Origin of the sequence: Actinopolymorpha pittospori, from assembly GCF_014873875.1 — a bacterium.
Classification (GTDB): domain Bacteria; phylum Actinomycetota; class Actinomycetes; order Propionibacteriales; family Actinopolymorphaceae; genus Actinopolymorpha; species Actinopolymorpha pittospori.
In genome coordinates this window covers 9,590,249-9,605,121 of sequence record NZ_JADBEM010000001.1, presented here as the reverse complement: position 1 = coordinate 9,605,121, position 14,873 = coordinate 9,590,249, and the positions used below count along the sequence as shown (strand labels likewise).

Here is a 14,873-nt window from a genome sequence, read left to right as displayed (position 1 = left end):
GGACGCCCACCCGGGGAAGGCCGTCAGCCGGCTGACGGCCGGTCGGCTCCATCGGGTGGGCTGGGTATGGTTCGCAACGTCGTCGAGCGGTGGGAGGCATCTTTTGCGTGCACTTGTCTTTCGTGGCCCCTGGGACCTCGCGGTGGAGGACCGCCCGGACCCCACGGCGGGGCCGGGGGAGGTGCTGATCGGCGTCCTGTCGACCGGCATCTGTGGTTCGGACCTACACGGCTACACCGGCGAGAACGGTCGGCGTTTTCCGGGCCAGGTGATGGGTCACGAGACCGTGGGCCGGATCGTGGCGCTCGGCGCCGGCGTCGAGGAGTCCGCCGGCCTGACCGAGGGCGCGGTCGTGACGGTGCACCCGGTCCTCGCCTGCGGCACCTGCCCGGCGTGCCAGGCAGGGCAGGACCATCGCTGCCCCACCAAGCAGATCATCGGCGTGGCGCCCTCAATCAGTTCCGCCTTCGCGGACCTGATGGTGGTGCCGGCCGCGAACGTCGTCCCGTTGCCTGACACCATGCCCGCCGACTACGGCGCCCTGGTCGAGCCGCTCGCCGTGGGCTACCACGCCCTCACCCGCGGCGGCTGCGGCCCGGACGACCGCGTCCTCATCGTCGGCGGTGGCCCGATCGGCCAGGCCTGCGCGCTCGCCGCCGCCCGGCTCGGCGCGAAGGGGATCGTCGTCTCCGAACCCCACCCGGGCCGACGTGCCCTGCTGGAGGACATCGGGCTCGCGACGCTCGACCCGACCCAGGTGCCCCTCGCCGACGCACTCGCCGGCGCGGGCGGTGCCGGAAGCCCGAGCCTGGTGGTCGACGCGGTCGGCTCGTCCCGCTCCCTCGCCGACGCGCTGGCCGTCTGCGACGAGGGCGAGCGGGTGGTGCTGGTCGGCATGCACGAGCCGCAGGTGAGCATCCAGGCCTACGCCGTGAGCATCGCCGAACGGAGCCTCGTCGGCAGCTACTGCTACTCCGGTGCGGACTTCCGGACGACGGCCGAGTGGGTGGCGAGCGGTCCCCAGGAACTCGGCCGGCTGGTCGAGGGACGCGTCTCGCTGGCCGACGCGCCCGAGGCGTTCCGCGCCCTGGCCAAGGGCGAGGACGGGTCGAGCAAGGTGCTGGTCTTCCCCGCCGGGATCGACGCCATGGGGTCGGCGAACTGAGGTCGACGGCGCCCGGCCGGTAGCGACCGCGGCGTTGGTGAAGAAACGCCAGGGCCCGGCGAACCGACCGCGATCATGGTCGGCTCACCGGGCCCTAAGCGTGCTCTAGCGGGGTGCGGCCAGGATGCAGGCCGGGCTCGGGATCTCCAGCGTGTCGCCCGCCTGCTCGGGCACTCCGGTGCCGCCGTCGAGGACGAAGTGCGTGACCTGGTGGGAGCGCTCGTTGGCGACGTAGAGATGCCCGCCCACGACGGCCAGGTGCCGCGGCCAGGCGCCACCGGTCGGGACGTCGGCGATGGGCTCGACCTCAGACCCCCGCACGGCGAGGGTGCCGATGACGTCCAGGCCGCGGTTGGCGACGTAGAGGAAGCGACCGTCGTCGCTGATCCCGATCTCGGACGGGTAGTTGTCGGCCGGCGCCGGCTGGAGCGTCGACGGCGCCACACCCTGCCGGCTCAGCGCGCCGGTCGTGGGGTCGAGGGAGTAGGTCGTCACGGTGGAGTCGAGCTCACCGGCGACGTGGACCAGGCCATCAGGGCCGAACGCCAGGTGGCGTGGTCCGGCGCCCGGTGCGGTCTCGGCCACGGGTCCCGGAGCGAGGGTCCCGGTCTCCAGGTCGAGGGTGTAGGTCAGCACCGCGTCGAGGCCGAGGTCGACGGCCAGGACGTGCTGGCCGCTGGGGTCGACCCGGACGTGGTGGGCGTGCGGCCCCTCCTGACGCTTGGCGTTCGGCCCCGATCCCTCGTGCTGGATGAGGTCGGTGCGCTCGCCCAGCGAGCCGTCCGGGCGGATCGGGTGCACCGAGAGGTGGCCACTGCCGTAGTTGGCGGTCAGCAGGTAGCGCCCCGAGGGGTGGACCACGAGGTGGCAGGCGCCGTTGCCGCCGGTCGGCTGGACGCCGAGCTCGCGCAGGCCGCCCTTGCCGTCGACGGCGTAGGCGACGACGGAGGCGTCACCGCGCTCGTTGACGGCGTAGAGGTGGGTGCCGTCGGGGTGCCACGCCAGGAAGGCGGGGGACGTCGTCTCGGCCACGATGTCGAGAAAGGTGAGCTCACCGGTCGCGGTGTCTTGGCGCGCCAGGCTGATGCCTGTGCCCTCGCCACCGGCGTCCTTGGTGAACGAGCCGATGTAGACCAAACGGGTCGCGTCCACGAGTACCTCCGATTGCCCTGCCGTCGTTGGCGAATAGGACCAGCCAAGAACCTACCGGTTGTCGCTGTCCGTACCCACGTGTGCGTCACATCGTGGTCAGTGCGGCTTCCGCGGGCCCCCACATCCACGCTGGCGGCGTTGTCGTCGTCGCCGGCAGGACACCTACTGTTGGCTCCCGCTCCGCCTTGCCATCGCCACGCGGATGGCCCGGGCGCGGCGGGCGGGGATCTCAGACGCGTTGTGGGTCATAGGCCGCGAGGTCGAACGCCGGATGCTCACCGACGGCCAGCCGGGACGCGATCAGCCCGGCGTAGGGGCCGGCGGTCAGTCCGGTCGCTCCGAATCCGGTCGCGAGGACGAGGCCCTCGATCCCCGCGATGCTGCCCAGCAAGGGGACCGCGTCGTCGCTGAGCGGCCGGAATCCGACTCTTGTCTCCAGAACGAGCGCGTCGGCGAGACCGGGCGCGACCGAGATCGCCGCGTCCAGGACCTCGTGCACGCCCGCGGCCGTGACGCGGTAGTCGTATCCCGAACCGGTCTCCCGGGTGGCACCGCACACGACCCGGCCGCCTGGGAAGGCCAGCAGGTAGTGCGACCCTGGTGGTTGGATCACCGGCCACGTCGAGGTGTCGGCGTCGGCCAGCGCGAAGTGCATGATCTGGCCCTTCTGCGGCGCCAACCCCAACTTGACGCCGGCCGGCTCGAGCAGCTCACCGCTCCAGGCGCCGGACGCGACCACGACGGCGTCGGAGCCGATGATCGTGCCGCCCTCGCCCGGGTCGTCGTCTCCGCCGTTCTCGAGGTGGACTCCACCGACCCGGCCGTCGACGAGGACCAGCCGCGCCGAGCCGGTCACCATGCGGACGCCGCGACGGGCGCAGGCCCGGGTCAGCGCGTCCCGCATCTTGGCGCCGTCGACGCGCCCGCCACCGCTCACGTGGACGCCGCCGAGGTCGGGGTGCAACGGCGGGAACAGCCGGCGTACCTCCCTGGGCTCCAGCCGGGTGACCGTGCCCACCTGCGGAATCGCCGCCGCCCGGCGCTGGGCCAGGTCGTAGGCGTCGGCGAGGTCGGTCTCGTCCGTGCTGACCTGGATGCCGCCGACGGGGGAGTAGCTCGACTCGGTCTCGCCGTCGTCGGCCAGCCGGGCGACGAGTTCTGGGTAGTAGGTCGCGCCCGCGACGTTGAGCCGGAAGGCGTCCGGATCGGCCGTCGACCTCGACAGCCACGGGCAGATGATGCCGGCGCCGGCGTCAGTGGCCCGGCCCGGGTCCGCCCGGTCGATGAGGACGACCTCGATGTTGCGTAGCGCCAGGTGGTACGCCGTGCTCGCTCCGACGATGCCCCCGCCGATCACCACGACCCGCATGAGAGTTCACTTTGGCACAGCCGGCTGGGAAGATCCCCCGGAATCGGCAAGCTGGCCCACGATCCGCGCGAAATCCGACCGGGTCAGCCGAAATCGCGCTCGAACCTGACCTTCGCCTCCAGCTCCAGCAGGGTCACCTTCCGGTCGAGCCCACCGCCGTACCCGACCAGCCGTCCGTTCGTCCCGACCACCCGGTGGCACGGGACGACGATCGGCAGCGGGTTCTGCCCGTTGGCCGCGCCGACCGCGCGGGCGCCCGTGGGCATGCCGACCCGGTGGGCGAGATCGCCGTAGGTCCAGGTCTCGGCGTACGGGATCTGCGTCAGGGTGGTCCAGACCTGGCGCTGGAACGGCGTCCCCGCCATCGACAGCGGCAGGTCGAACTCCGTCAGCGCACCGGCGAAGTACGCCCGCAACTGCTCCACCGACGCGGCGAGAACCGGGTCGTCGTCGAGGTCGCCGCGGCTGGGCGGTGCGTCCCCGGCGAACCAGATCGTGGTGAGCCGGCCGGCGCTGGTCCGGAGTTCCAGGGCGCCGACCGGGGAGTCGATCGTGCAGGTTCCGGTCGCATCGCCGCGGGGGTCGCTGGTCATGCCGCCTGTCCTTCGTGGTGGTTCTTCGTACCGAGGCCACCAGTCTCGCCCCCGCCGTCCAGGCCGGCCGCGCTCCCGTGCGTCCACAGATGCTGGGCGGCGTAGCTGCGCAGGGGACGCCAGCGCTCGGCCAGGGCCGCGATGGCCTGCGGTTGGTCCTCCACGCCGAGCCGTACCAGCGCGCGCCGGATGCCGAGGTCCGTGCCGGGGAACGCGTCGGGGTCGCCGAGCCCGCGCAGCGCGACGTACGACGCGGTCCAGGGACCCAGGCCGGGCAGTGCCCGCAGCGCGGCGTCCGCCTCGGCCTGGTCGGCTCCCGGCGACAGGTCCAGGTCACCGCGGACGACGCCCGCCGCAAGGGCCGTGAGGGTGCGGGTCCGAGCCTTCGGCATCGGCAGCCGGTCGGCGCTGGCCAGCGACTCCGCGGTGGGGAAGGTGTGGGTCAGCGACCCGCTCGGGTGGGCGAGCGGGTCGGCGTAGGTCGTGACCAGCCGGCCGGCGACCGTGGCCGCGGCGGAGACCGAGACCTGCTGACCGATCACCGCGCGGACGGCCGTCTCGAACGGGTCGACGCTGCCCGGGACCCGCAGGCCGGGGCGGGCCCGTACCAGGGGGCCGAGCAGCGGATCACGGCCGAGGACCTCCGCGACGCCGGCCGGGTCGGCGTCGAGGTGCAGCAACCGACGGCAGCGGGCGGCGGCCGGACCGAGGTCACGCAGGTCGTCGAGCCGGAGTGCGCACCGGACGAAGCCGTCGCCTGGGGTGAGTTCGAGGATCGCCGCGCCGTGGTGGAGTTGGACCGCCCGTCGATAGGTCGGACCGTCGACCTCCTCCAGACCGGGTACGAGCCGGCCCTGGAGATAGCGCCACACCGAGTCCACGTCGTAGGGCGGGCGGTAGGGGAGCCGGAGGACGACCGCGCCGTTCGTCGGCTCCTTGCGCCGGGAGGCCTGACGTACCTCGGTCGGTGTGGACGCGAACACCGTGCGGATCGTGTCGTTGAACTGGCGGACGCTGCCGAACCCCGCCGCGAACGCCACGTCGGTGATCGGCAGCGCGGTGGTCTCGAGGAGCAGCCGGGCGGTGTGCGCCCGGCGGGCGCGGGCCAGGGCCAGTGGCCCGGCGCCGAGCTCACTGACGAGCAGCCGGCCGAGGTGGCGAGGGGTGTAGCCGAGCCGGGCGGCCAGGCCACCCACTCCCTCGCGTTCGACCACACCATCGTCGACGAGCCGCATCGCCCGGGCCGCCACGTCCGCCCGCAGGTCCCACTCCGGTGAGCCGGGGACCGCGTCGGGCAGGCAGCGCCGGCAGGCCCGGAAACCGGCCTCCTGCGCGGCCGCCGCGGTGGCGTAGAACCTGGAGTTCTGCCGCTTGGGCATGGTGGCGGGACAACTCGGGCGGCAGTAGATGCCGGTCGAGGTCACGGCGATGTAGATCCACCCGTCGAAGCGGGAGTCCCGCGACTCGACGGCCCGGTAGCACTGTTCGAACGACGGCATCACAGGTCGAGCCTGACACGCGAGCCCGCGCCGGGCCAGCGGGAATCGGACACGGCCGTCCACCCGCTCCTACGCCTCCGCGGCTCCGCTGGCCTTGCGGCCGGTCTGGACGCCACTTTGTTGGGAATGTCCGGAAGCTCCGGATGGTCCGGTAGACGACGGCCCACTCGACCCGCGTGCGTCCCGCCGTGCCACCGCCACCGGCAAGGAGCCCTTGACACTGGTGGGCGTAGCTCGGTCAGGCCGGATCGGCTCCGTTGAGGCGGTGGTAGAACGGGCTGGTCGCGTCGAGGTCCGCCCTCGTGACGGGCTTGCCGGTGAAGGCGGAGGCGTAGATGCCGGTGACGATCTCGACCGTACGCCGCAACCCGGCACCTGTGCAGGCCGGTCGCCGGCCGGCCCGCAGGCTGTCGAGGAGTTCGCCGAACTGCGCCTGGTGTCCGCTCGGCACCTCCTCGCCGCGCGGCGGCCACAGCGGCGGGTCCTGTGCGAACCCGGGTGCCGGCGTGTAGCTCCAGGAGTCCAGCCGGTGGCCGTACAGGTGCGAGAGTTCCAGGGTGGCCTCGGTGAAGTCGAAGCGCAGGTAGCTTTCCTGCCGCGGTGACAAGACGCTGTTGACGATGCTCGCGACGGCACCGTTGGCGAAGGTGAGGTGGGCGAAGGACACGTCCTCGGTCTCCACGTCGCGGGCGAGCCGCGGCGCGAGCGCCGAGATCTCCGTCCAGTCGCCGAGCAGGTGCCCGAGCAGGTCGAACTGGTGGATTCCGTGCCCCATCGTCGGTCCGCCGCCCTCGGTGTCCCACCGGCCGCGCCACTCGACCTCGTAGTAGGCGTCCGGGCGGTACCACAGCGTGTGGCAGATCGCGACCAACGGCCGGCCGAACCGGCCCGCGTCGATGAGGTCCTTGGCGGTCTGTGCCGCCGTTCCGAACCGGTGTTGGAAGATGCCGACGAAGCGTCCGGGGTTGCGTTCCTCGGCGGCGAGGATCCGGTCGAACTCCGTGAGGGTGAGGCACGGCGGCTTCTCACACACCACGGTGGCGCCGGCCTCCAGGGCCTTGATCGCCGGTTCGGCGTGCGCGCCCGGAGGTGTGCAGATGTGAACCAGGTCGAGGCGTTCGGCCGCGAGGAGTTCGTCGACGGAACGGTAGCGCTTCGGGATCTCCCATTCCGCACCGAACGTCTCCAGTCGTTCGGCGTCGATGTCGGTGGCCGCCACGATCTCGACCTGGTCGGCAAGCGCCCGCAGCCCGCGCACGTGTGCCCTCGCGATACCACCCGTTCCGACGATCGCCGCGCGTAGCCGCTCCATCATTCCTCCTGGAATGTGGTTGCCGAGGGCCCAGGCGGGCCTGGGGCCTCGCACGCTACCGGCGCGTGGTCACGAGGTCACGGCGATGGCCCGCTTGTGGCCGACCCGCCAGGTGAGACAGACCGAGGGTGCGTCTGCCTAGCTGGGGTCGGCCCAGTCGGTGTTGGGGACCAGCGGGTACCAGTCCGGGCGGCCGGGGTCCCGGTCGTAGGGGTAGTCGCCGAGCTCGCGGTAGAGCTCGGCGTACTTCGCGAGCTTGTCGCGGTCGAGCGTCACGCCGAGCCCGGGACCGTCGGGCACCGCGATGCGGCCGTCCTGGTAGGTGAGCTTCCCGCCGACCAGTACGTCGTCGGTCAGGTGGTGGTAGTGGGCGTCGGCCGCCAGCGTGAGGTTGGGGAGGACGGCACCGAGATGGAGCATGGTCGCGAGCTGGATGCCGAGCTCGTCGGAGGAGTGGACGGCGATGGACTGCTGGAACGTCTCGCACACGTTCGCGGCCTTCACACAGGCGCGGACCCCGCCCCAGAACGTCGTGTCCAGCAGGATCGTGTCGACCGCCGGGTCGCGCAGGTTGGTCGCGAGCTGTTCGAAGTTGACGACCACGGTGTTCGTCGCGAGGGGAATGGCCACGGCGTCACGCACCCGGCGCATGCCGTTCAGTCCCCACGTCGGGTCCTCGTAGTAGTCGTTGTCGAGGTCCTCGATGGCCCGGCCGAAGCGGATCGCCTCCTCGACCGAGAGAGCGCAGTTGGGGTCGTAGCGGAAGCGGTCGCCCGGCAGCGCCTCCGCCACCGCGCGGTAGGCCTCGAGTTCGTGGGCCGGCGAGAAGACCCCACCCTTCAGCTTGTGCGTGGTGAAGCCGTGCGCCTCCTTCAGGGCGAGGGCGTGTTCGACGAGCTGGTCCGGCGTGCGGACCTCGCCCAGGCCGGTCGCGGTGTCGGCGTACCGGAAGAACAGGTAACTCGCGAACTCCACCTGGTCGCGGACCTTGCCGCCGAGCAGGTTGTAGACCGGGGTGCCGAGCGCCTTCCCGGCGATGTCGAGGCAGGCGAACTCGATCGCCGCGAGCAGCTGGGTCCGGTTGTTGTAGAGAGACGCGGTGGGGTTGGCGATCCGGAAGCGCAGCGACTCCAGCGCGAACGGGTCGTGCCCGAGCAGATAGGGCCGCAGCCCGGCGAACGCGAGCTCGGCGCTCTGACCGCCGCCACCCATCTCACCCAGTCCGGTGATGCCCTCGTCGGTGTCGACCTCGACGATGGTGCGGACGAAACGACCCCAGTGCGCGCCGTTGGAGTGACGCAGCGGCGCCTCCAACGGGACGGTGACCGTGGTGGCACGCAGGTCGGTGATCTTCATCGAGCGACTACTCCTGAGGAAGGGTGACGGGGACGGTGGCGAGCAGGCCGCCGTCGACACGGTAGTCGGCGCCGGTGATGAACGACGCGCGGTCGCTCGCCAGGAACGCCACGAGCTCGGCGACCTCCGCCGGCTGGGCGATCCGGCCGAGTGGATGGCTGCGGCCCCAGTCGCGCAGGACCTCCTCGACGGCCCGGTCGCCGCGGTGCAGGTCAGCCGACCAGCGCAGCATCGGGGTGTCGACCGAGCCGGGACACACGGCGTTGACGCGGATGCCGTCCTTGGCGTGGTCGACGGCCATCGCCTTCGTCAACGCGATGATGCCGCCCTTCGACGCGGCGTAGGCCGCGACCCGGTCCTGTGCGACGAAGGCCTGCACCGAGGACACGTTGACGATCGCGCCACCGCCCCGAGCCCGCAGGTGGGGTACGGCGAAGTGGGAGGTGAGGTACATCGCCTTGAGGTTGACGTCGAGCACCTCGTCCCACAGCTCCTCGGTCGTCTCCTCGACGGTGCCGTAGCGCTGGATGCCGGCGGAGTTGACCAGGACGTCGACGCCGCCGTGCTCCGCGGAGGCCTCCGCGACGAACCGGCGTACGTCCTCGGCCCGGGTGACGTCGGCGACCACCGCGCTGACCTCGCCGCCGACCTCGGCCCGCACGGCGCGCGCCTGCTCCTCGACGTTCGTGCACGCGACGACCGTGGCGCCCGCCGCGGCGAGGCATTCGACGACGGCCCTACCGATTCCTGACCCGCCGCCCGCGACGAGTGCCACCTTGCCCGCGAAGTCGCCCATGGTTTCCTTCCGGTGGTCGGCCGTCCACTCCTCTCCGACCCTAGAGCCGCGTCACGGTGGGCGGTGCGTGGGCTCAGGTTCGCGCGGCGGACGCTGGCCGGGTCCGGACGTGCTCCGGCCGGATGCCGAGACCGATCAGCCGGCCGAGCGGCCTGCGCACCAGCGGGAGGACCAGTGGCGGGACCGGCATCCGTGCCGTGTGATCGTCGGGATCCGCCCGCAGCATGGGGGCCACCGCGACGCTCTGCACGAACCGCTGGAAGGTCTGGGTCGCGATGGTCGGAACCTGCCGGCGGTGCTGGACGGCGGCCAGGGCGCGTTCCGGCACCGGGGTTCCGAGGTTCTGGGCGGTCCGGAGCGGCTCGGTGAGCATGTTGGCGGCGGCCACGGCGTCCTGGACGGCGAGGTTGATCCCGACGCCGCCGAGCGGTGACATCGCGTGGGCCGCGTCTCCGAGGAGCAGCAGCCCGGGCTGGTGCCAGCGCCGCAGCCGGTCGACCCGGACCTCCAGCACGCTGGTGTCCTCGAAGCCGGCGAGCTGGTCGACCCGGTCGGCGAGGAACGGCACGGTCTCCGCGACTCCGCGCCGCAGCGCGTCGATGCCCTGCGCGCGGAGGGCGCCGAAGCCGCCCTTGCGGATGATGTAGGCGAGCTGCCAGTAGGTGTCACGCGGGATCGCCGCCACACCGCGACCAGAACGCAGCCGCAGGGTGAGTGCCTCCTCGAGCGGATCCTCGTCCTTGCGGGGAAGCCGGAACCACACGACGTCCATCGGCGCCCCGAAGGTGCGCGACCGAAGCCCGGACGCCTGCCGGATGGTCGAGTGGCGCCCGTCGGTCGCGAACGTCAGGGCGGCACGCACCACGTGGTCGCCGTCGGGGTCGCGGAACCGTACGCCCACCACTCGACCGTCCTCACGGACGAGCTCGTACGCCTCGGCGTTTCGGCGCAGGTCGAACTCGGGGTAGGTGTCGGCCTGCGCGGCCAGCATCTCCAGGAAGTCCCACTGCGGCACCAGCGCGACGTAGGGATGCCGGACGGGGAGGTGGCTGAAGTCGACCGCGGTGACCTGCTGGCCGTCCCGGTCGAAGCAGACCTGGGAGATGCGCTGGTGGTGCACTTTCTCCAGCCGTTCCCGCAGGCCCAGCTCGGTCAGGAGTTCGAGGGTGGACGGGTGAACGGTGTCGCCGCGGAAGTCGCGGAGGAAGTCGGCGTGCTTCTCGAGCACGGTCACCCTGACGCCGGCCCGGGCCAGCAGGAACCCGAGCATGACTCCGGCGGGTCCGCCTCCGACGACGCAGGCCGTCGTCCTGGTCGTTCGGGTGGCTGGGGTGTGGGCTTGGCTTCGGTCGGTTCGGGTGGATCGGTCGTCCGTCATGGGGGTCTCCCTCGGACAGGCCGGGCGGCCTGTCTTAGTAGACGAGCCAGTTCCTTAGTTCGAGCGTAGTCGATCGCCCAGGGAACGCAAGCGTCTACTATCGGGCGTATGGCCGCGGACACGAAGACCCGACGTCGTGGGGAGACGTTGCGCCGTGCCATCCACGCCGCGACCCTGGCCGAGATCGCGGAGACGGGATACACCGCGCTGACGATGGACGGCGTGGCCGAGCGAGCCGGGACCGGCAAGGCTGCTCTCTACCGGCGCTGGCCCTCCAAGCGGGAGCTCGTCCTCGACACTCTGCGCAGCGCCCTTCCCGACCCCTATGCCGTCGAGTTTCCGGGCACGCTCCGCGCCGATCTCCTCGTCCTGGTGTCGGTGATGAACGAGGCCATGGGGGCGCGGCGGGACCTGCCGGGTGCGGCGCTGCTCGGGGAACTGTTCCACGATCCCGAGCTTCGCGGCGCGCTGCGTGAGAAGGTGCTCGAGCCGCGCCTCGCGCTGCTGGAACGCCTGCTCCGGGGCGCGGTCGACCGAGGCGAGATCGGTCCCGGTGCCGTGACTCCGCTGGTCGTCCGGACCGCTCCCGCGCTGGTCTTCCAGGGCAACCTGTTGGAGGGGCGCCAGCTGCGACCGGTCGAACTCGAGCAGATCGTCGACGAGGTGTTGTTGCCACTGTTGCGAGGACGGAGTGCGGACGTGGTCGAGGGTTGACCGTGTCGCCGGTTGCGCCGTGACGCCGGTCGCCCGGTCATGCCTGGGCGGTCCGTCAGTCGTCGGCCGACCGATCGTCGTCCCAGGGGCGGAAGCTTCGATCTCTGGCGTGATCCCAGTCGAGGCCGCCTCTTGTGCTGCGCACAGTGCCGACAATCATGGAAATGATCATGAGGCCGACGGACCCGGTGACAATGATCGCCACGACAATTTTCCAGTCCATGGTGTCCCCGATCGCCGTGTTACGAAAGGACACGATGCCAGCGATTCGGTGGCAGATGCAGCAGCTTTTAGAAAAGTGCCGCGGATGCACGCGAACTGCCGCCGGGAGGCAACCTTCATTTGACTACGCTGTGTCAATTCGAGGTTGCTCATGGTGTTGATATTGAGGAGCTGGTGGCACTTTTCGCCTCGGTGAAACTCGGTGCTGACGGGGCTGACGAGGGGAGATTCCGCGCGGGGACCTGCGGTGGGACCACTGTGGCGGTGGCCCGGCTCGAGGCCGGACCACCGCCACCTGGTGACGGAACTGGTTACGGATTCCGTGTGCGCGGACCGCGCGGCGCGGACTACTGCTTCACGAACAACTTGCTGAAGTCAGGACCGCCGCCGAACGGGTCGAGAACGACACCGCCGACCTTGGATCCGTACAGGAAATTGACCTTGGAGAAGCTGACCGGAATCACCGGGGCGTACTTCTCGACAACCATCTTGTCCAGCTTGGCCCACTCAGGGGACTGCTGGTCCAGTGGCAGAGCCGAAATCCGGTCGATCTCGGAGTTGACGTCCTCTTCGTTGAGGAAGGACTTGTTCGGCGCGGCGTTCGGGTTCAGGGCGATCAGTCGGCCGTCGAAGATGGCCGGGAAGACCGTGGTACCCGACGGCCAGTCGAGGCACCAACCCACCGAGCGGATGTTGATCTCGGACTTGGGGTTCTCGAGCTCGGCACGCAGCTGGTCGCGCGGCATCGGGACGGCCCGGACCTTGAAGCCCGCCGCCTTCAGCTTCTGCTCGCGCACCGCCGACACCTGCGCGGCGATGTCGTTGTCGTTCGAGTAGGCCCAGACGACCTCGAAGCCGAGCTTGCCGGCGTCCTGGAGCATCTGCTTGGCCTTCGCGGGGTCACCGTCGCCCTTCGAGCCGTTGCCGAAGGCGTCGAAGTCGAGCCACCCCGGCGTCACCTTCGGCAGGATTGTCGTCGCCGGCTCGTAAGTGAACGGGTTCTCGCCCGCCGCCTTGTGCAGCGAGTCGTACGGCCACGCCACCGCGAGCGCCTTGCGCACCTCGACCGGCATGTTCCGCGTGTCCAGGTAGACGAACGTGGTGCAGGTGCCGTCACCGGTCATCATCCGCTTCTCCGGCTCCTTGCCCTGGATCTTGGGCAGGAGGGAGGAGTCGACGCTGTCGTAGGTGATCGCGGTCTGGTCCGGACCGTTGTCGTTGATCAGCTGCTCCTGCAGCTTGATCGGGTTCTGGCTGTACTTGAAGTCGTACTTGTCGACGTACTGGTGGCGACCCGCGTCGGTCGCCGGGTCCCACTGCTCGTTCTTCGTCAGGACGAGCCGCTTGCCCTTCTCATACGACTCGAACTTGTACGGTCCGGTCGCGAGCGGGTGGTTGCCGTAGTTGCTCTTCGTGTCCTTGGCCCGCGGGATCGGCGTGAACACCGGGAACGTCGTGTAGTAGGGCAGGTCCGGGAACGGCTTGGCCATCTTCAGGACCAGCGTCCTGTCGTCCGGCGTCTCCACGCCGGCGTAGTCCATGCCGCCGCCCTGGGCCGCCGCCTTGAACGGGCCCTTGTAGGTGGCGCCGTCGACGAAGTAGCTCTGCTGGTAGACGGGTCCACCCGGCAGTTCCTCGGTCGCGAAGGACCGCTTCACCGAGTAGGCGAGGTCCTGCGCCGTGACCGGCGAGCCGTCCTCGTACTTGATCCCGTCCTTCAGCTTGAAGGTCCACTGGGTGTAGTCGTCGTTGTGCTGGCCGAGGTCCGTCGCCAGGTCGGGGATCAGGTAGTACTTCCCGTCGTCGCGAAGCTCCAGCGTCGTCAACGTGCGGGCCGTGAGGCGGAGCACCGAACCGGTGTCGATGTAGTAGGAGCGGGTGGGGTCGAAGGTCTCCGGCGCGTTAGCCGTCAGGACGGTGACCGTGCCGCCCTTCTGGGCGCCCGTGATGTCCTTGGCCGGGCCGACCGCCTTGGCGTCCTCGACGACCTGGAACCCGCCACCCTGCGGTGCCGCCGACGGAGACTCCTTCTTGTCCTGCGCCGCTCGTTCCGAGGGCGATGCACCCCCGCCACAGGCGGCGGTGCCAAGGGCGAGCACCCCGGCGGCTGCCACCAGCCTTCTCCAATGCATGAAACCCTCCATGTCACCACGGTGTTACCGCGTGAGGGCACCCTCGGGCGCGCGGCGCGAGCCGTACGCCCAGGGCACTTTTCGATCAGGTCGAAAGTCGACGATAAGTGCGACTGCCTGGACCTATGGTTACGATTCGGGCACGCTTGTTCATCGATCACGCGGCGGAGCAGCCACAGCCGGGTCACCTGGCTGAGGGTGAGCGCCTCGCCACCATCTGGTCGTCAGAGGATGACTTCGGCCAGCTCACGGGTCGTGGGCGGATCGGCGCCGGGGCGGGTGCACGTCAACGCCGCGGCCGTGGCGGACCGCGTGAGCACCTCGTGGAGGACTCCCTCCGAAATCACCTCCGGGCGCGGGCGCCGCAGGCCGGTGAGCAGGTCATGCTCGTGCAGGCCCGCGAGCAGTGCCGCGGTGAAGGCGTCGCCGGCGCCAACGGTGTCGACGACTGGTACGACCGGTGCGCCCACGTCGACACGCGCCTGCTCGGGGCCGACCGCGAAGGCACCGTCCGCGCCCAACGTGACGACGACGAGGGCCGGTCCGCGCGTGCACCACCGGCGTACGACGTCGTCCACGGCTTCGCCTGGATACAGCCAGCCCAGGTCCTCGGCGCTCACCTTCACCAGATGTGCCCTGGTCACCTGGGTCTCGACGCGCTCGCGGGTCGCCGCACGGTCGGGGCTGAGCAGGGGCCGGATGTTGGGGTCGAGGCTGATGGTGACCTGACCGCGCTTGTGCTCGCGGGCGAGGAACTCCTCCAAGACGGACGCGCCGGGCTCGAGGGCCAGGGCGAGGGAACCGGTGTGGACGGCCGTCACCTCCGCCGGCAGCGGATCGGGCAGCTCCCGCGCCGTCCACTGCCAGTCGGCGGTTCCCGTGGCGTAGAACTCGTAGCTCGCGGTGCCGTGCTCGTCCAGCAGCGCGAAGGCGAGGGTCGTGGGTTCGCTCGCACTGACGGCGTACTGCGTGGACACGTCGTTGTCGTCCAGGTGCCGCCGCAGTTGCGCGCCGAAGCTGTCACCGGAGAGCCTGGCCAGCAGGGCGCTCGGTACGTCGAGCCGGGCCAGCCCGACCGCGACGTTGAACGGGCTGCCACCAGGCTTGGCCTGGAACGTTCCGCCCTCGCCCACGAGGTCGACGAGGGCCTCGCCGATGACCGTGATCACGTGTGCAGTCTCCTCC

The 14,873-nt window shown here is 70.7% G+C and carries 13 protein-coding genes; 2 read left to right on the top strand and 11 right to left on the bottom strand.

Annotated features, from left to right (window positions below; all coding sequences use genetic code 11):
* Positions 1-103: 103 nt before the first annotated feature.
* Positions 104-1,165 carry a zinc-dependent alcohol dehydrogenase gene (locus HEB94_RS44410; RefSeq protein WP_192755409.1) on the top strand — a complete coding sequence of 354 codons (1,062 nt, stop codon included), beginning with the start codon at positions 104-106 and terminating at the stop codon, positions 1,163-1,165.
* A 105-nt stretch (positions 1,166-1,270) separates the two neighbouring features.
* On the opposite strand, the gene HEB94_RS44405 is transcribed toward HEB94_RS44410, so the two are convergent.
* The 8 genes from HEB94_RS44405 to HEB94_RS44370 form a co-directional block, all read right to left on the bottom strand.
* Entirely contained in the window at positions 1,271-2,317 is a 1,047-nt protein-coding gene (locus HEB94_RS44405) for a beta-propeller fold lactonase family protein (RefSeq protein WP_192755408.1), read from the bottom strand.
* A gap of 229 nt (positions 2,318-2,546) precedes the next feature.
* Positions 2,547-3,686, bottom strand: coding sequence for an NAD(P)/FAD-dependent oxidoreductase (locus HEB94_RS44400; RefSeq protein WP_192755407.1), 1,140 nt, complete (start codon positions 3,684-3,686; stop codon positions 2,547-2,549).
* An 83-nt stretch (positions 3,687-3,769) separates the two neighbouring features.
* Positions 3,770-4,279: a methylated-DNA--[protein]-cysteine S-methyltransferase gene (locus tag HEB94_RS44395; protein ID WP_192755406.1), complete on the bottom strand. Its 510-nt coding sequence runs from the start codon at positions 4,277-4,279 to the stop codon at positions 3,770-3,772.
* Positions 4,276-5,778, bottom strand: coding sequence for a DNA-3-methyladenine glycosylase 2 family protein (locus tag HEB94_RS44390; protein ID WP_202896870.1), 1,503 nt, complete (start codon positions 5,776-5,778; stop codon positions 4,276-4,278). Before HEB94_RS44390 ends, HEB94_RS44395 begins: the two co-directional genes overlap by 4 nt.
* A 238-nt stretch (positions 5,779-6,016) precedes the next feature.
* The gene (locus HEB94_RS44385) at positions 6,017-7,090 is read right to left on the bottom strand and encodes a Gfo/Idh/MocA family protein (RefSeq protein ID WP_192755404.1); all 1,074 of its coding nucleotides are present in this window, start codon (positions 7,088-7,090) and stop codon (positions 6,017-6,019) included.
* Between the two features lie 138 nt (positions 7,091-7,228).
* Positions 7,229-8,446, bottom strand: coding sequence for an enolase C-terminal domain-like protein (locus tag HEB94_RS44380; protein WP_192755403.1), 1,218 nt, complete (start codon positions 8,444-8,446; stop codon positions 7,229-7,231).
* 7 nt (positions 8,447-8,453) lie between these two features.
* Positions 8,454-9,242, bottom strand: coding sequence for an SDR family NAD(P)-dependent oxidoreductase (locus tag HEB94_RS44375; protein ID WP_192755402.1), 789 nt, complete (start codon positions 9,240-9,242; stop codon positions 8,454-8,456).
* A gap of 73 nt (positions 9,243-9,315) precedes the next feature.
* Positions 9,316-10,620, bottom strand: a complete 1,305-nt coding sequence (locus tag HEB94_RS44370) for an FAD-dependent oxidoreductase (protein WP_192755401.1) — start codon at positions 10,618-10,620, stop codon at positions 9,316-9,318.
* Positions 10,621-10,728: 108 nt separating this feature from the next.
* Between HEB94_RS44370 and HEB94_RS44365 the strand changes: the two genes are divergently transcribed.
* Positions 10,729-11,334, top strand: a complete 606-nt coding sequence (locus tag HEB94_RS44365) for a TetR/AcrR family transcriptional regulator (protein WP_192755400.1) — start codon at positions 10,729-10,731, stop codon at positions 11,332-11,334.
* 55 nt (positions 11,335-11,389) lie between these two features.
* On the opposite strand, the gene HEB94_RS44360 is transcribed toward HEB94_RS44365, so the two are convergent.
* The 3 genes from HEB94_RS44360 to HEB94_RS44350 form a co-directional block, all read right to left on the bottom strand.
* On the bottom strand, positions 11,390-11,590 hold the full coding sequence (locus HEB94_RS44360) for a hypothetical protein (RefSeq protein ID WP_192755399.1): 201 nt from the start codon (positions 11,588-11,590) through the stop codon (positions 11,390-11,392).
* Positions 11,591-11,903: 313 nt separating this feature from the next.
* Positions 11,904-13,688 carry an ABC transporter substrate-binding protein gene (locus HEB94_RS44355; protein WP_192755398.1) on the bottom strand — a complete coding sequence of 595 codons (1,785 nt, stop codon included), beginning with the start codon at positions 13,686-13,688 and terminating at the stop codon, positions 11,904-11,906.
* Between the two features lie 224 nt (positions 13,689-13,912).
* Entirely contained in the window at positions 13,913-14,857 is a 945-nt protein-coding gene (locus HEB94_RS44350; RefSeq protein WP_192755397.1) for a PfkB family carbohydrate kinase, read from the bottom strand.
* Positions 14,858-14,873 lie beyond the last annotated feature (16 nt).